General features: G+C 71.2%; 15 protein-coding genes. 2 read left to right on the top strand and 13 right to left on the bottom strand.

Annotated elements, in window-relative coordinates; translation table 11 throughout:
* Positions 1 to 157: 157 nt before the first annotated feature.
* Both LZ495_RS19495 and LZ495_RS19490 read left to right on the top strand, forming a co-directional pair.
* On the top strand, positions 158 to 2905 hold the full coding sequence (locus tag LZ495_RS19495) for a protein kinase domain-containing protein (protein ID WP_235053664.1): 2748 nt from the start codon (positions 158 to 160) through the stop codon (positions 2903 to 2905).
* A gap of 69 nt (positions 2906 to 2974) precedes the next feature.
* Positions 2975 to 3781, top strand: a complete 807-nt coding sequence (locus tag LZ495_RS19490; protein WP_235053663.1) for an SAM hydrolase/SAM-dependent halogenase family protein — start codon at positions 2975 to 2977, stop codon at positions 3779 to 3781.
* Positions 3782 to 3826: 45 nt separating this feature from the next.
* Here LZ495_RS19490 and LZ495_RS19485 read toward each other — a convergent pair whose 3' ends face one another.
* From LZ495_RS19485 to LZ495_RS19425, 13 genes are all read right to left on the bottom strand, one after another.
* Positions 3827 to 4780, bottom strand: coding sequence for a CBM35 domain-containing protein (locus LZ495_RS19485; protein WP_235053662.1), 954 nt, complete (start codon positions 4778 to 4780; stop codon positions 3827 to 3829).
* Positions 4781 to 4975: 195 nt separating this feature from the next.
* Positions 4976 to 6523, bottom strand: a complete 1548-nt coding sequence (locus tag LZ495_RS19480; RefSeq protein WP_235053661.1) for a diguanylate cyclase domain-containing protein — start codon at positions 6521 to 6523, stop codon at positions 4976 to 4978.
* A gap of 270 nt (positions 6524 to 6793) precedes the next feature.
* Positions 6794 to 7378, bottom strand: coding sequence for a hypothetical protein (locus LZ495_RS19475; protein ID WP_235053660.1), 585 nt, complete (start codon positions 7376 to 7378; stop codon positions 6794 to 6796).
* Between the two features lie 82 nt (positions 7379 to 7460).
* A complete protein-coding gene (locus tag LZ495_RS19470) occupies positions 7461 to 7700 on the bottom strand; it encodes a hypothetical protein (RefSeq protein ID WP_235053659.1) in 240 nt (79 codons plus the stop codon).
* Entirely contained in the window at positions 7701 to 8819 is a 1119-nt protein-coding gene (locus LZ495_RS19465; RefSeq protein ID WP_235053657.1) for a DUF5047 domain-containing protein, read from the bottom strand.
* A complete protein-coding gene (locus LZ495_RS19460; RefSeq protein ID WP_235053656.1) occupies positions 8816 to 10315 on the bottom strand; it encodes a hypothetical protein in 1500 nt (499 codons plus the stop codon). The genes LZ495_RS19465 and LZ495_RS19460 overlap by 4 nt, the downstream gene beginning before the upstream one ends.
* Entirely contained in the window at positions 10315 to 12015 is a 1701-nt protein-coding gene (locus LZ495_RS19455; protein ID WP_235053655.1) for a hypothetical protein, read from the bottom strand. The genes LZ495_RS19460 and LZ495_RS19455 overlap by 1 nt, the downstream gene beginning before the upstream one ends.
* Positions 12016 to 12189: 174 nt before the next feature.
* On the bottom strand, positions 12190 to 12522 hold the full coding sequence (locus tag LZ495_RS19450; protein WP_235053654.1) for a hypothetical protein: 333 nt from the start codon (positions 12520 to 12522) through the stop codon (positions 12190 to 12192).
* Between the two features lie 2 nt (positions 12523 to 12524).
* Positions 12525 to 12947 (bottom strand): hypothetical protein, encoded by a 423-nt coding sequence (locus tag LZ495_RS19445; RefSeq protein WP_235053653.1) that lies wholly within the window; start codon positions 12945 to 12947, stop codon positions 12525 to 12527.
* Positions 12948 to 12950: 3 nt separating this feature from the next.
* On the bottom strand, positions 12951 to 13415 hold the full coding sequence (locus tag LZ495_RS19440) for a hypothetical protein (RefSeq protein WP_235053652.1): 465 nt from the start codon (positions 13413 to 13415) through the stop codon (positions 12951 to 12953).
* A complete protein-coding gene (locus LZ495_RS19435; protein ID WP_235053651.1) occupies positions 13415 to 13786 on the bottom strand; it encodes a hypothetical protein in 372 nt (123 codons plus the stop codon). The genes LZ495_RS19440 and LZ495_RS19435 overlap by 1 nt, the downstream gene beginning before the upstream one ends.
* On the bottom strand, positions 13783 to 14091 hold the full coding sequence (locus LZ495_RS19430) for a hypothetical protein (RefSeq protein WP_235053649.1): 309 nt from the start codon (positions 14089 to 14091) through the stop codon (positions 13783 to 13785). Before LZ495_RS19430 ends, LZ495_RS19435 begins: the two co-directional genes overlap by 4 nt.
* Before the next feature lie 42 nt (positions 14092 to 14133).
* The gene (locus LZ495_RS19425; protein WP_235053647.1) at positions 14134 to 15729 is read right to left on the bottom strand and encodes a phage major capsid protein; all 1596 of its coding nucleotides are present in this window, start codon (positions 15727 to 15729) and stop codon (positions 14134 to 14136) included.
* Positions 15730 to 15866: the final 137 nt, after the last annotated feature.

Below are 15866 nucleotides of genomic sequence, written 5' to 3'. Positions count from 1 at the left end.
CGCCTCGACCTGCGAGGGAAGCCCCGCAAGTCCCGGCGCCCGGCACCGGTCCGCCCCCTTCGCGGCGGGCGGCGACTAGTCTGGCGGTCGTTCTCCGCCGCCGCCCGCGTCTCGGCGGAGACTGCCTGCCACGCGGGAGACACGGGGAATGGTGGTCATGGAGGCGCTTCGTCCCGGAGATCCGACCCAGCTCGGGCCGTACCGGCTGCGCGGACGCCTCGGCGAAGGCGGCATGGGCGAGGTCTTCCTCGGCGTCTCGCCGGCCGGCCTGCGCGCCGCGGTCAAGACCGTGCGCCCCGAGTACGCGCACGACCCGGGCTTCCGCGACCGGTTCCGCCGCGAAGTGGCCGCCGCGCGGCGGGTGGACAGCGCCTGGACCGCACCGATCGCCGAGGCCGACCCGGACTCCGACCCGCCCTGGCTCGCCACCGAATACCTGAGCGGCATACCGCTGTCCGAGGCGGTCGCCGGGCACGGGCCGCTGCCCGAGCGCGCGGTGCGGGTGCTGGCCGCGCAGCTGGTCGAGGCGCTCATGGCGATCCACCGCGCGGGCCTGGTGCACCGCGACCTCAAGCCGTCCAACGTGATCCTGGGCCGCGACCGGCCCCGGGTGATCGACTTCGGCATCTCGCGCGCCCTCGACTTCGCCACCCACACCCTCACCACGCCCGGCGGCGCGGTCGGTTCGCCCGGGTACATGTCCCCCGAGCAGGCCGCGGGCGGGCAACTCGACCAGCGCAGCGACATCTTCGCGCTCGGCGGCGTCCTGGTGTACGCGGCGAGCGGGGGCTCGCCGTTCGGTGCCGCACCGCAGAACGCCATGCAGATGCTCTTCCAGATCATCCACGGCGAGCCCAATCTGGAGAACGTCCCGGACGGGCTGCGCGGGCTGATCGCGGACTGCCTCGCCAAGAACCCGGACGACCGGCCGACGCTGGACGCGATCCTGCAGCGCACGGTCGGCGACGCGGATGTCGCGGAGGCGGCCGCGGGCGGCGCCTGGCTGCCCGCGCCGCTGCTGGCCGAGCTGATCCAACGCCAGAACGCCGACCCGGCCGACTCGTCCGGCGGCCTGCGCATACCCGGCGCGGGCGGCACGCCGCCCGCCACGCGGCCGCACAACGGCGCGGACGGAGTCACCGACGTCCTCCCCGGCGCGGCCCCGACGATGCCCGGCACCGCGCCTCTGACCGCTCACCTTCCGGGGTCCGCTCCCGGGCCGCTGACCGTCCCGGCCCCGCCCGCGGCGCCGCCCACCGTGGGCCTGACGCAGATCGGGCCGCCGTCCGGCGCCACTTCGGGTGCACCTTTCGGGCCCGCTCCGCTCCCGGCCGCCCGCCGCGGCCCGTCCCGCCGCACGGTCCTCATCGGCGGCGCGGTGGCCGGCGTGAGCGCGGTCGGCGCGGTCACCGGCTGGGCGCTGACCCGTAGTTCCGAGCCCGGCGGGCGCAAAGCCTGGGAGCTGCCCATCGGTTCGGTGACCGGCGTCTACGCCGCCGCGGCCGGCAAATACCTGGTGCTCGCCGGCCAGGGCGGCGCGACCAAGGATGCGCGGGTCGCCGCAAAGGTCACCGCCGTGCACACCGGCTCCGGCGAACGCGCCTGGCAGCGCAACACCGCAGGCCCGTATGTAGGCCGTCCGGTCGTCAGCGAGAAGCACGGCGTAGTGTTCGCGCACTCCTGGGCCCCGACCGAGAGCTCCGCGCCGAGCAAGTACCACAGCACTGTCTATGCCTTCCGGCTCGATGACGGCACACCGCTGTGGGAGGCGCAGTTCGACTCCCTCGATGTGCAGCTGGCGCAGACCGCGGACGACCTGCTGGTGGTCACCGTCGCGCCGCCCACCGACTCGTCGAGCGACATCGCCAAGGGCAAAGTCGTGGCGTACCAGGCTGTTTCCGGGGAGCAGGCCTGGACGTTCCCGCTGCCGCAGAACGCCCCGGACGCGAAGGCGCCCTGGATCGAAGGCGGCACCGTGGTGGTGGCGTGCAGCCCGGACAGCTCCAGCGAGAGCGGGGCCGTCTACGGGCTCCGGCTGGCGGACGGCTCCCGCCTGTGGACGTGGCCAGTGCCCAAAGGCCAGTGGATGACCGCCGCGACTGCCTCCGCGGACCGCGCGTATGTGCGCAGCGTCACCGATTCCGCCTCGACGTCGTACGCCGAATACCGGGTCGTCACCGCGCTGTCCCTGGCGGACGGCAAGCCGCTGTGGCGCCGCGACAACCTCCCTGCCGGGAGCGGGCCACGGCTCAAGGCCGACGCGGCCACGAGCAGCGTCTTCGTCCTCACCAATGGCAGCGACCAGGCGGACCGCGACAAAGTCGACGCCTGGATCCAAGCCGTCGATGCGTCCACCGGCGGCGTGCGCTGGCAGTTCAAGCCGCCCGGCCTGATGATCTCGTCGGCGATCGTGGACGGGCCGACCATGTACGTCTCGGCGTGGCCTTCCGACCGGCAGGCCGGGCGCGTCACGGAGACCGCGACACCCTCCCCGACGCCGACCGCGACCGCACCGCCGCCGCAGACCGGCGGCAAGGTCTACGCGGTCGACATCGCCACGGGCCGGTTCGTGTGGGAGTGGAACTCGCCGGCCGCGGGCGCTCTGACCGCTCCCCAGGTGGCCGGCGGAGTCGTGTGCGTCGGGATGAGCGCGGACGGCGGCCACCCGGCCGCAGCGTTCGGAATCGGCGCCAAGGACGGCCGGATGCGCTGGAAGTACGACCAGTTCAGCGGCGTCGACCTGTCCGGCCAGCTGGCCTCGGACGACCGCTTCCACCTCGTCGCGGCGACCGCGGACTCCTCGTCCGCGACGGCATCGCCCGATTCCGCGCCGACACCGAGCACCACGGGACCGTCGACCACTGCGGTGGGCGGCGGCGCCACGGTGTACCAACTGCGGCCGTAGCCCGGGTGCAGCCCCGACCGCGGGCCGGAATGCGCGGGAACGGGCCGCGGCGCACGTAGCGTTGCCGCCATGGACCCGCGCATCTCGTTCCTGACCGACTACGGCACCGCGGACGGCTTCGTGGCCGCCTGCCACGGCGCCATCGCCCGCATCGCGCCTGCTGCGCGGGTCCTCGACATCACGCACGAAGTCCCGCCGGGCGACGTGCGGCGCGGTGCGGCGCTGCTCGCCCAGACCCTGCCGTACCTGCCGCCCGGCGTGCACGTCGCGGTCGTGGACCCGGGGGTGGGCACCGCGCGGCTGCCGGTCCTGGTGTGCGCGGGCGGGCACATGCTGGTCGGGCCGGACAACGGCCTGCTGATGTGGGCCGCGGACGCCCTCGGCGGCGCGACGGCCGCCTACCGGCTCACCGAGGCGCGGCTGATGGCCGACCGGGTGTCGGCGACGTTCCACGGGCGCGACATCTTCGCCCCGGTGGCGGCGCATCTGGCCGCCGGGACGCCGCCCGAGCAGACCGGCGACCCGCTCCCGCTCGCCGGGCTGGTGCGCCTGCCCGACCCCGTCGCGTACGTCAGCGAGGGCACCGGGTACGGCGAAGTGCTCACCGTGGACCGCTTCGGCAACGTGCAGACCTCGCTCGGCCCCGGGCACGTCGAGGAACTGGGCTTCCGGCCGGGCGACTTGCTGGAGATCGCGGTCGACGACCGGCGCTGCACCGGGATTTTCGGCCGCACGTTCGCGGATGCGGACGCCGGGCAACCGGTCGTGCTGGTCGACTCGGCCGACCTGCTGGCCGTCGCCGTCAACGGCGGAAATGCCGCGGAGGTCTTGGGCGTCGGCCCCGGAACGCCGATCGCGGTGTCCCCCGGCCGGTGAGGCTCGGGGACACCGCGATCGCAAAACCGGATCAAGGCACGGGGATCAGGACGTCGGCTTTTCCTTCATCACCGAGACGCTGTCCACCTTGACCGGGCAGCCGGCCGCTTCGGTGCAGGTCAGCGACAGCGAGTTGGCGCCCTGCTTCAGCGTCACTATGCCCCACGTGAAACCGAACGTGTCGGGGTTCCCGAGCCCGTACAGCCGGAGCGGGGACGACGACGCCTTGCCGTTGACGCCGACCGTGAGCGGCTTGAAGGCCCGCTGCTGGCCCTCGCCCTTCGCCTCGCCGTTGGCGTACATCACCCGCAGGTGATACTGCCCGCCGTCCGGGACCTCGACGTTCCAGCTGATCGACGCGTTCGGACCGAGATTGGTCACGAAGCCGGTGCCGGTGAAGCCCTTGCCGTCGGTGCCGACGGTGGCGCCGATGAGGGCCGCGTTCTCGGCCTCGGTCTCGCCGATCCGGCCGTTCGAGGGCGTGCTCGGCGCCCCGGAGGTGGCCGGCGCCGAGGACTGCCCGGTGGTGCTGACCGGCGGCGTGGTGCCGGAGCCGCCCTTGGCGGCGGGCTCGTCGTCCTTGTCCATCGCGAGGACCGCACCGATGATCGCGATCACCACGACGATCGCGACGACCGCGCCGATCAGCGGACCGCGCGAGCCGCGCGAGGAGCCCCGGGAACCGCCGTGGCCGCCGTGCCCGCCGCCTTCGCGGCGCGGCGTCGGGACCTGGCCCGCAGGGGCAGCGGCCGGGATCGCTCCCGGTATGGCCTGGGTGGCCTGGTCGTCGGACGGGGCAGCGTAGGGCTGCGCGTGCGGGGGCTGCGGGTGCTGCTGGGTGTACGGCGGGGGCTGGCCGTACCGCGTCTGGCCGACCTGGACAGGTGACGAGCCGAACCCTGCGGGTGCGGCGGTGCCGCCCCCTTGCGCATCACCCGGGCCGGGGCGGTACAGGTAGCCGAACGGGTCGTCCGGCTCTCCCTCGGTACCCACCGTCATCGGGTCCGCCCTTCCTGTGAGTCAGTGCGTCGGCCGGGGCCGTCGACCGGCAGAATCAACGATTCGAGTCGACAGGCTGGTGCATCACACTAACGGGCGACGGGCCGCGGGATGGCCACAGTCCATCGCCTGGACCACAAACCGGGGCCGGGCGGATCCGCCGAACGGGTGCAACCAAGCAGGTGTTCGCGGCTTTCAGCCGGCCCGGCGCTGCGCGCGCTCGCGCCCGCGCTTCTGCCGGTACATGCGCTCGTCGGCGATGCGCAGCAGGTCTTCGGGCTTTTCCGCGGAATCGGCCCAGGCGATGCCGAAGCTGGCGCCGTCCAGCGGCACGGTTTCACCCTCGGCGCGGATCGGCACGGACAGCGCGCGGCGCAGCCGCACCGCGAGATCGTGGGCTTCGTCACGTCCGATGCCGTCCGCGAGGACGACGAATTCGTCGCCGCCCAGGCGCGCGACGGTGTCGCCTTCGCGGACCGCGGCGGTGAGCCGGCGGGCCACCTCGACCAGCACCACGTCGCCGATGTGGTGGCCGTAGTCGTCGTTGATGCGCTTGAAGCCGTCCAGGTCGCAGAAGAGCAGCGCAAGGCCCTTGCCGTCGCCCGTGATGAGGCCGGTGCCGACGTGCGGGACGCCGGGCGGGAATTCGGCCAGGCGCGGGCTCCGGGTGAACGTCGCATCCAGCCGGGCGCGCAGCTCGCGGCCGTTGGGCAGGCCGGTCAGCGGGTCGTGGCTGGCCTGGTGCACGAGCGCCTGCTCGCGCAGCCTGCGGTCCTCGACGTCCTCGATGTGGGTGAGCAGAAACCGGGGGTTGCCGTCCCCGTCCCCCACGTGTGAAGTGCGCAGCGAGACCCAGCGGTAGGTGCCGTCGCTGCGTGCCAGCCGCAGTTCGGTGCAGCCCTCGACGGGCGTGCTGCCGCCCAGGTGCCCGGCCAGCAGGTCGCGGTCGTCCGGGTGCACCACCGCGGCCAGGCCGAGGCGGCGCAGCACCTGGCCGGGGTAGCCGAGCATGCGGCACAGCGCGTCGTTGGCGCGCAGCAGGCGGCCGCGGTCGTGGCCGCGCACGCCGGTCATCACCATGCCGCTGGGGGCGTACTCGAAGGCGTGCCGGAAACTCTCCTCGCTGGCCCGCAGGGCGTGCTGCTCGTCCTCCAGGCGCGCCACCGCGCGGACCATCTCGCTGCGCAGCCGGGCGTTGTCGACGGCGATGGCGGCCTGGGCCGCGAACATGCCGAGCACTTCACAGCGCCACGGCCCGGGTCTGCGGCCGTCGACCGGGAGGTCGACGGAGAGGATGCCGACCAGTTCGCCTTCGGGCGTGGTGAGCGGGGCGAGCAGGGCGTCGTACGGATGCCAGGCATCCGGGTGGTCGCTGACCGGGATGTCGGGCACCCAGGTGGGCACCCGGCCGTGCAGCGCGCAGCCCTGACGGTGGCTCAGAAAGCGCAGCGGGCCCCACTGCTCGGCGACCGCCAAGAGGCGCTCCCAGTCGGGACGGGGGCCGATCTGGCCGGCCATCGCGGCAGCCAGCTCCTCGCTGCCCGCGACCGCGGCCACCTCCAGGTCGCCGTCGTCGCGCACCAGGTTGACCGCCGCGGCACCGAACCCGAGCCCGGAGACGACGCCGTCCGCGACGGCCTGCAGCGTGTCGCGCAGATCGCGGGTGGCGTTGAGGTCCGCGACGACCCGGTAGAGGAGGCGCAGGGTCGCCAACCGGACGTGGGTTTCCGTCTCGGCGGTCATCGGTCTCCCCGAGCGTCGGCGACAGTGCTTCTGGGGTGGTTCGCGTTCGTCGGTTGCTCGCGCGCGCTGTTCTCACAGGCGAGCGTCTTCTGAACAGATATCGTCCGATGTGGCAGGACTGTCCGTGTTATCGGCGTTGTCCTGCTTGGGCTGTAGCGGGGAAAGCGCGATCAGTCTAGGACACTGGCTTTTGGTTCGTACGAGTGACCGGGTGGGATACTCTCGGTTACCGCTGTTGAGGTCAACCAGCAAGCCCCAACTTGGCTACATTCAAGCCGCGTTCGTCGGCTCCTGGGGGTAGTCCGTGCCGGTGTAGTAGTGCGTCGGGGCGCCCCCGACCGGCGGTGAGCAGTAGTCGACCGCGAGGCGTGCGAAGGTCGCCACGGCGGCCGGGCTGGACTTGGCCCAGAAGGACAGGGTGTCCCCTGCTTTCAGCCACGCGTACTCGGTCGTGGAAGCGTCGCGGGTCCACAGAGTGGAGTACGCCGAGAACTTCCCGTCCGGCGATCCCTCGGCATTCGTGGCGATGCCGAAAGTCAGGTCGGTCTGATTGCCGTTCAGGGCCAGTCGCGCATCGATGCGGTAATAGCCGTTCTTCTTGACCGTCCACTTTCTGGCCGCTTCGTCGTACGTGAAGTACGAGCCGTCCGGCAGATTCGTGAGGACGATGTTCAGCGGGAGCAGTCCCCAGGCGTCCGTAAGGAGCTGGAAAGACCCGCTGAACGACGCCGAGAGGTACGCCGACCCGAGCGCCTTTTCTGCCGCTGTGGCGAGCGCCTGAATCTGCGTGTCGCCGCGCGGCTGGTCGCCCGGCTCGGGATATGGAAGGCGAAAGTTGGGCGTGTACTTCGTCATGGAAAATCCTCGAGGTATTCCGTCGGAGACGGAGGCCGGCACAGCTCGCGTAATCGGGCGATTACGTCGGCCGGCCGGGCGGTCAGTTTTGAAGGCGAGCGATCACGGCATTGACTTCCTCGGCGACCAGGAGAAGCACGCGGTCCCCGTCGGCGAGGGTCATTCCGTCCGGCACCAGGGCGCGGATTGTGGTCCCGCCGGACGGCCCCCGGACGAATACGTCCGTGGCGGTCGCGGCCGGGTTCTTGGCGTCACCTAGGAAGATGCGGACGGCGGTGCCTTGGACGGGTTCGAGCGATAGGAGCTGACCCACGGTCGGCATTCAGGACTCCTCTTCCTGGGCGGGCTGATTGGTCACGGTGACTTCCATCGGGCCATCCGCGATCAACGGGAGCTTGATCGAGGAAACGCGGCCGGTGAAGGACTGGCCGCCGGTGAGCACCTGGGCGACGTCGCCCAATTCCAGAGCCGGATCGGGAACGGCCGTGATCGGCTCGGAACGGGATACCGAGCTCGACCGCGCGAGGATGTTCCGGGCCGCCTCCTGGCACTGGTCATTGGTCACCAGTAGGTCGGATTGGTAGAAGCGCGGTTTGCGGCCGTACGGGCCGTCCCAAGCAATCGGGCCGGAATCGATCGTGGCGACCGCCGACGGGGCGTAGCTGCTCGATTCCGGGGGCGCCTTTCCCGTGGCGACCACCGCGTTATAGAGCCGATCCCGGGATGCGGCCCGGCGCCGGTTGACCACGGTCCCCCGGCGGCCGGAAACGAACCGGACGTCCGTCGGCGTGGCCGGGGTGACGTCGGAATACGCCGGGGCGGCCGTGGCGTATCCGTCGTCGTCGATAAACCAGCGCGCTCCCCAGGCTCGGCACAGTTCCGTCAGGTTCTTGGGCCTTTCCCGGTCCCATACGGTGCCCGGCGGAATGCGCCGGTCGGGAAGTCCGGGCGCGATCCGGACCGGCAACAGCCCGTCCACAAGGCGCGTGAACTCGGCCGCGTAGGTGCTCCCGGCCGGGGGCGATTCGGTGCCCAGGTGGCGCGCGTCGTCCAGGAGCTGGGCGAGGTCCACGGCGGTTACCTCGACCGTGCGCGCCGCTTCGTCGCGCTCCCACTCAGTGACCAGATACCAGCCATGCCGTAGAAGCTCCGTAGAGCCGTTGGGATGGACGATCCCGGCCATGACCCGCAGACGGGAGCCGTAGACGGCGAGAGGGGCCGCCGCGTCGTCTCCCGGGTCGAAGCTGCGGCCGTCCGGCATCCGGTTCGGGACAGACAGGGTCAGGCGGCGGCGGAGTAGGGCCGTGTCGTCGTAGGTGATCTCTCCGCCGAGCAGCGGCACCGCGCCGAGCTGCACGCCGGAGCGCCACGACGTGACCTCAGCCGCGATGCCGTGGCACGACGGGATGACGTAGTCCCAGGCCGGGCTACGGGCCCTCACGCCGCACGCTCCGGGTTCCAGCCCGCGAGGTCCTGCCACGTCGGGACGGCGGCCCCGACGTCGGCCCACGTCGCCCACCGCGCCCCGACGTCTTCCCAGGACACATGCAAGAGCCGGGCCGTGGCCGGGACGGGCGCGACCTCCTGGGCCTCAACCTGCACGAGCCGTTCCCACCGGTCGCCCCGGCCGGGGTACAGCCGACCTTCGGTGATGTTGCCGACGGCGAAGTACACCGTTTCCAGGGACGAACTCGGCTGCGTGCGAAGGACGCACAGCCGTGTCTCGGTCAACACGGCCCGGAGGTTCACCAGTTCGCCGCGTGTCCTGGTCAGGAACACGAGCGTTGATGAGGGTGTGGTGTGGACGTCGGACAGGACCACCGGGTCTTCCCGCGCTTGGATCTCAAGCAGGGCTTGCCGCGCGGCGCGGGCTCGCTCACTCCATGACTGGACCTGAACCGGCATCGTCTGGCCAGTGCCTGTCGACGTCAGGAAGCATCCGCGCGTGCCGTCGAGGGTGACGACCTGGGCATCAATCTCGTACGTCGTCCCGTTCTTGTAGAGCACGTGCAGCCGGTAGACGACCGGTACTCCCAAAGGGATTTCGTTGTCTTCGAGCGACAGGCCGGCCGGATTGGATTCCGTGACGAAGATGACCGTGTTCAGGTCCGGGGGCGAGTCCGGGACGATCCGCTCGATCGTCCATCGCTGCACGTCGTCGGGGTCGCCGATCCACGCCGTGATCTGTGCGTACGGCCACGGGTTCAGGTGGGGCTCGGCCCAGATGGTCGCCTTGCCCACGTCGGGGCTGACCTCGGTGCATGCCGTCTCGGCGTCAAGGGTGGCGACGTCCCACCGGCCGAACGAGTCGGGCACGACGGCCCAGTTCGGGATGTCGGCGCCCAGGCGCTCCCAGGTGGTCCAGCGGACCGGCGCGGGGACGGTGACGCACGCCCGGTAGGTGTGGTGCCCGGGGTCGGTGTACCCGTAGGTTGCGCGGCCCTCTCCGCCGGTCAGGGGGACGGTGATCAGGTTCCCGCCGTCGCCCGGGTCGAGGGTGGCCGAGTCGGTCTTGCCGCCCTTGATCGTGAACGTGAACTTCGAGCGGTCGGCCGCGTTCTGCTCGGCGGTGAGCGACAGACGCGGGTCGGGCCACACCCGGAGCACGACGGGCGTACCGACCACGTCGGCCGTGGCGACCGGCGCCCCGTCCTTCTGGACCTGGGCCTGATAGGTCAGGGGCACGCCGATGGGCGGGGCCAGGTACATACCCGGCGTGACGTTCCGGCCGTCGTCGACGAGTTCGGCCGTCGTGGTGCCCTGGTCGAGGTCCAGCACGGACACCACGCGCCACCCGGCGCGCGGCTCAATCAGGGCGTCGACCTCGCTCGACCGCCACAGGAACAGCTTGACCGGCCCGTCGGCCGCGTCGATTCCTTCGACGCTCACCCGAACGGGTGCGTAGGCGCCGGACGTCAGTTCAGCGGACAGTGCCATCAGGCCCAACCCCTCGCGGCGTAGCGGGCGCCGTCGGCGAGCATGGCGCCCCGGACGGTGCGGGAGATGCGCCCCTGAAGCTGGGCGCCGTCGATGTTGACGAACAGCGTCATGGGCTGAATGAGGGACAGATCCCTTGTGGCGAAGGGCTGTTCGTAGACTCCGGCCCTTGTGCCGGCCTTTTCCGCGGACAGGGTGGCGGACGCCGAACTCCGGCCCACGAGCGAGCCGATGAAGTTGCCCACGGCCTTCACGCCCGGGATCTTGCCCAGCACCTTGAGGAAGTCGTTCGCCTTGTCCGTCGCCCAACCGATGCTGTTCTTGATCGCGTCGAACGCGTCGCGGATCAGGCCCAGGGGGTTCGGGACGTTGATCCGGCCGAGCCAGTCAACGACCTTGCCCAGGTTGTCGACCACGAAGCCGATGGCGTCCTTCCACAGGTTGAAGTAGCCGATGAAGACCGACCCGACGAACGAGCCCCACGCCTTCATGACCGACCAGACCTTGTCGCAGATGGCCCGGAACGTCTCGCTCCTCTGGTACGCGATGTAGATCCCGGCCGCGAGCGCGGCAATGGCCGCGATGACCAGCCCGATGGGGTTCGCGTTGAGCGCGACGTTCAGGAGCCATTGGGCCGCCGTCCACGCGCCCGTGGCGAGCGTGACCACGCCTTGCGCGGCGGCCTGGGCGCCCAACCGGGCCACCCAGATGAGCCCTTGGACGTTGGCCGCGATGACGGCCGCGAGGTACGGGCCGCCGAGCGCGAGCGCCATCACGCCGATGGCGACCGACACCGGGACGATGATGTCCAGGTTCGAGCGGAACCACTGGGCGGTGCTGATGATGGCCGGGATGATGGTCCCGGTCAGGATGCCGCCGAGCAGCACGAACGCGGGCACCACGTTGGCCTGTAGCCACTGGGCCGTGTCCTTGAGCCCCGGCAGAAGCGTGGAGTTGAACCACGTGGCGACCGCGATCACCACGGGCAACAGCTTCTGCCCAAGGGCAGCTTGCATGTTCTCCCACTGGGCGTTCAGCCGTTGCTGTTGCCCTTCGAGGGTGCTCGACTCCTTGGCGAAGTTCCCGGCCGAGTCGGCGGACTGCTTGAACAGCAGTTCCATCCGCGCTTGGACGTCGGTCAGGTTCCGCTGTGCGTTGGCGCTCTTGTACGCGTTGACGGCCGTCTGAGACAGGTTCAGGCCGTACCGCTCCGCCGGGTCGGCCTCACCCCTGAACGCGGCTCCTAGGGCCTCTACGGCCTCTTGCGTGGTGCCCCCGAAGACCGACGCAAGGTCGGCCGCGCGCTTGATCAGGCCGTCGGTGGTCCCGGCCAACTCCTGCTGTGCGACACCCTGGTTCTTCAGCGACGCGCCGAGCTTGGCGGCGGTCTGGTCGTACGCGGTCGCGCTCAGGCCGACGGACTGGGCCGCGTCGCGGCCCCACTGCTTGACCGTCCCGGCGGACTCCTTGAAGACGGCATCAATGCCGCCCATGGCCTGGTTGAGCTGGTCCGCCTTGCTGACCGCGCTGCCGAGAAAGCCCGTGAACGAGGCAAGACCGGCCCCGGCGAGCAGCGCGCCCCCGGTCCCCTTCAGCGAGTCCGAGAGGCGCCCGAACACGCCCTGGGCGCGCTGTGCTTCCTGCTCAGCCTGGCGAGCGTCGGCGGTGACGCGGATCGCCAGCGTTGCGGGCCGTCCCATGACGGGACCTCCTGTACGTGATCCGGGAGACGTACAGGAGACCCGCGTACGTCAACCCCTAAGGGCCCGCGTCCCGGTCGCGGAGTTCTTCGAGCAGCCGCCACATGTGGGCGACTTCGCTGTTCGTGCAGTGGCGGACCTCGGCCGGAGTGCAGCCCCAGGCCCGCGCGAGGATCACCCGCTCTCGGACGGCTCGGACGTAGGGTCCGCGTCGTTGTCGAGGTCCGGCACGTCGCGCACTTCGATGTCCCGCATCTTGAGGGTCTTCCACGTCGAGTCAGGCAGCGCCGGGCGCTTGCGCTGCTCGATCACGACGGCCGTGGCCGCCATCACGGACATGAAGTTCTCGCCCATCTGGTCGGCCTTGATGCCGACCAGGGCGAACACCCGGTCCGTCTCCGGGCCGGTGAGGTCCCCGAAGTCCGCCACGTACACCGGCTTTTCCCGGGTCTGGACTTTTGCCGGCCGGGGCGCCGTCGTGCGCTTCTTCGCCGTCTTCGCTGCCACCTTCAGTCTCCGTTCGAGATGCGTTCCATCAGGCGCGTAAGCGCCTGGTTGTAGTGCTCGGCCCACTCGGGTTCGGTGCGCTGGGCCGCAAGGGCGATCCAGGGATTGGCCCGGATCGGGCCGCCGCGCCAGCCCTTGGCGCGGTTCGGTCGGCCGGGCCAACCCCAGTGCACCGGCCCGGCGTAGCGCGCGCGGGCACCGCCCGCGCGCACCGTGGCCATGGTGTTGGTGCCGGACGCGCGCATGGTCGCCGCAAGGCGTCCGGTGCGGCGCGGTACCAGATGGGCCGCGTTGTTCTTGACGAACTCGGCGAGCCACTTGTGTTCGTCGCGCAGCTCGGACAGCAGCTCACGGCCGCCCGCGCGGCGTAGCGCGCGGCGTACCTCGCGCATGCCGTCGACGGTGTAGAGCGTCGTCCCGGCCACGGCTCAGCCCTTCGCGGGGCCGCTGCTCGGCGCCGGGGCGCTGCCGGTCGGCGGCGGCTCGACACGCTGCGGCTTGCCCGCGCACGGCCACTCGGCGGACGACGTGAGGCGGGTGTTCACCGCACCGCCGATCGTCAGGGCCTTGACGGTCACGTCCTGCGTGAAGGCCACGCCGCCCTTCTTGGGCGTGAACTTGAAGGGCACCACCTCGCCGTCGTGGTCGAAGGCGAAGTTGATGAACCCCTCTTTGTTCTCCCAGTCTTGGATGCCGGTGAACTTCAGGACCCAGGACGTCTTCGAGCTGGGCGCGAGGTCATCCCCGCACAACACCTCGACAGCCTCTCCGGCGTCGGAGAACGAGGGTTCCAGGGACACTTCGGTGGCCTGACACGAGACGGTCAGGAGCGGCGTGTCAGCGGGCCCGAAGACCAACGCGCCTTCCTTGAGCTTGGATTCGGTGACGGTCATCAGGCGTACTCCTCTACGCGGATCTCGTAGGCCATGCTCGGTTCGCCCGAAGCAGGGTCCACGAACGGTTCGTAGGCGATCAGGTCGGCCGACACCCACCCGGGGCCGTCTTCGAGGCGGCCCAGGATGTCGTCGAGGAGTTCGGACAGCGGCCCGAACTCGGCCCAGGCCCCCGGCAGGCCGAGCACGAGCAGCCGGTGAACGGCAGTGCGCGGCGCGCACATCGTTCCCCCGGATGGCTGCATGTTCGGCGGGGGCACCAGGACGCACGGCGGAACGAGGTTGCGCGGATCGACCACGACGGGGCGGTCCGTGGCCGGGGCCAGGAACTCCCGCATGTCCGTCATGATCTGCACCATGGTCCGGCTCATCCGATCCTCCCCGGGGCCCACGAGCCGATCTGAAGCAGGCGTTCCACGTCCGGGTCCCAACGGGCCACGTACGACGGCCCGGCGTCCGTGTAGCCGGTGACGCCGGTCGGCGAGGAGCGGCGCGCGAACAGCCTTTGGGCCTGCATCATGAACGCCGTCCGCACATCGGCCGGCCAGTCCGCTTCCGGCGCCAACTCGCGTACGCGCGGCGTGGTTCCGGGGCCGGAGACGTTGACCGCCTCGACCGCCCGATCCAGCCAGTAGCGATCGGTCGTACCGGGGTCGGGCAGGGGGTCAAGACCCATGATCTGCCCGACCTCGGCCGCCGTGATCTCTCGCGGCATGGGTCACTTGCCCTCGGACGGCGGCGTGACCTTGATCGGGACGCCGGTCTTCGGGTACGGGAAGTAGCAGGCGACGTAGCCCATGTACGCCAGGTCCAGGCCCAGGACGTCGGGCCGGACCACCTGAAGGAACCGGCGGCCGTTCTCGTAGGACTCGGTGTACGCGCGGTCCCCGACGATCATCGTTCCGGCCGGGAGCTGCTTGCCGACCACCCACCGGAACGGGGAGTTCGTCGGGCCGTTGCTCGGGTCGGACAGGTCGATCATGCCGGTTGCGTTCTGCGCGCCGATGAACGGGAGCAGCGGGCGGCCGGTCTCATCGGACAGACCGCCGAGCGTGATCCACATGTCCACGGACATCCAGACCGTGTTCGGGAACGCGTCGACATCGTCTCCGAGGGCGCCGTAGACCGACCCGGCCGCCTTGGCGAGGGCCGCGTTCAGGGTCGCCGCCTTGCCGTCCCACGTGACTGCCGTACCGGTCGCTCCGGCGACCAGGGACGTACAAGCCAGCGTCTCCGTACGGGAGATGTAGATGCGGGTGAAGTCGGCCATCAGCTCGTTCAGGAGCGCGGGGCTGGTCCAGTCGATCGCCTGCTGGGCGATGTCCAGCACGCCGCCAAGGGTCTTCTTGGCGACGTCCTCAAGGACCACCTTGTACTTCTGGCTGGCCACTTCGGTCTTCTGGGTGGCCTGCTCGTCCACCTTGACGTGCTGGCTGATCTTCGGTCGAGAGAACTTCTCGCCGATCATCGGCATGGCCCGTGCGCTGAACGAGTCGAAGACCGGCCGACGGCCGGACGCGCGGCCGAGCATGTCCCCGACGATCTGCTGGGGAAGCAGGCCCGGCGTGTCCGAAGAGAGCTGGTCGACCACGGCGGCCTTGATCGCGCTGAACTTCGCCCAGTCGCCTTCTCGCAGACCGGCCGCGAGGGCAACGACGTAGTCTCCGGCGGTGATCCACTCGCCGTTCCGGCCCCGCATGCCCGCGTACTGCTCCGGGCGCGGTGCGGCCGACAGGCCGAGCGCGCGCGGCGCGGTCGAGCTGGCGGTGATGGTGGCCCCGTCCGAGGGCCCAGGCGGCAGCGGAGCGGCCTCGGACGGGGCGGCCTGGGGAGTCGGCTCGGGCGCGGCCTGCTGCTCGGCCAGAGCGCGCCGGACGGCCGCCTCGATGTCGAGCTGGCCCGGGACGGCCGGGGTGTCCTGCTGGGGCATGGTGCGGTTCCTGTCTGGGGAGTCGGCCGTCCCGGCGGCCGTGATGGCGGTCGCGCGCGCGTTGTCGAGCGCGGGCATGGCGACCAGGGACACTTCGAACAGCCGGGCCCGGGTGACGGTGATCGACCCGTCGTCGTGCTCGGTCCACTCGATCGGATCGACGCCGACGGAGAGACCGTCGAGTACGCCGTCCTCGGCGAGGTCCGCCGCCTCGGCGGCGGCGGCCGACCGGCCGAACCGGAAGGTCGCCGTGGCCCGTTCCGGCCCGTCCTCGTACGAGGCCAGTACACCGATCGGGCTAAGGCGGTCGTGGTCGCGCAGCATCTTGACCCGGCCGAGCTGCTCGGCGGCCGGGACGTCCAGGGACCCGGGCGCGAACCGCACGCCCTCGAAGGGCCCTTGCGGGTGAGCGAGGACGCCGTACTCGACGATGGTTCCCCCGATGGCGCGGGGGGGGGGCGCGGGGCCCCCCCCCCCCCCGCCCCCCCCCCCCCCCCCCCCCCCCCCCCCCCCCGCCCCCC

The sequence above is a fragment of the Yinghuangia soli genome, from assembly GCF_021502675.1.
GTDB lineage: Bacteria > Actinomycetota > Actinomycetes > Streptomycetales > Streptomycetaceae > Yinghuangia > Yinghuangia soli.
Note: the sequence above shows the minus strand (reverse complement) of the source record. Positions and strands in the feature narration are given on the sequence as shown.

Coding starts and splice junctions, on each gene's coding strand:
- LZ495_RS19480 (WP_235053661.1), bottom strand. CDS start 6,523: ATGACCGCCGAGACGGAAACCCACGTCCGGTTGGCGACCCTGCGCCTC.
- LZ495_RS19495 (WP_235053664.1), top strand. CDS start 158: ATGGAGGCGCTTCGTCCCGGAGATCCGACCCAGCTCGGGCCGTACCGG.
- LZ495_RS19475 (WP_235053660.1), bottom strand. CDS start 7,378: ATGACGAAGTACACGCCCAACTTTCGCCTTCCATATCCCGAGCCGGGC.
- LZ495_RS19430 (WP_235053649.1), bottom strand. CDS start 14,091: ATGGGTCTTGACCCCCTGCCCGACCCCGGTACGACCGATCGCTACTGG.
- LZ495_RS19460 (WP_235053656.1), bottom strand. CDS start 10,315: ATGGCACTGTCCGCTGAACTGACGTCCGGCGCCTACGCACCCGTTCGG.
- LZ495_RS19455 (WP_235053655.1), bottom strand. CDS start 12,015: ATGGGACGGCCCGCAACGCTGGCGATCCGCGTCACCGCCGACGCTCGC.
- LZ495_RS19470 (WP_235053659.1), bottom strand. CDS start 7,700: ATGCCGACCGTGGGTCAGCTCCTATCGCTCGAACCCGTCCAAGGCACC.
- LZ495_RS19490 (WP_235053663.1), top strand. CDS start 2,975: ATGGACCCGCGCATCTCGTTCCTGACCGACTACGGCACCGCGGACGGC.
- LZ495_RS19435 (WP_235053651.1), bottom strand. CDS start 13,786: ATGAGCCGGACCATGGTGCAGATCATGACGGACATGCGGGAGTTCCTG.
- LZ495_RS19485 (WP_235053662.1), bottom strand. CDS start 4,780: ATGACGGTGGGTACCGAGGGAGAGCCGGACGACCCGTTCGGCTACCTG.
- LZ495_RS19440 (WP_235053652.1), bottom strand. CDS start 13,415: ATGACCGTCACCGAATCCAAGCTCAAGGAAGGCGCGTTGGTCTTCGGG.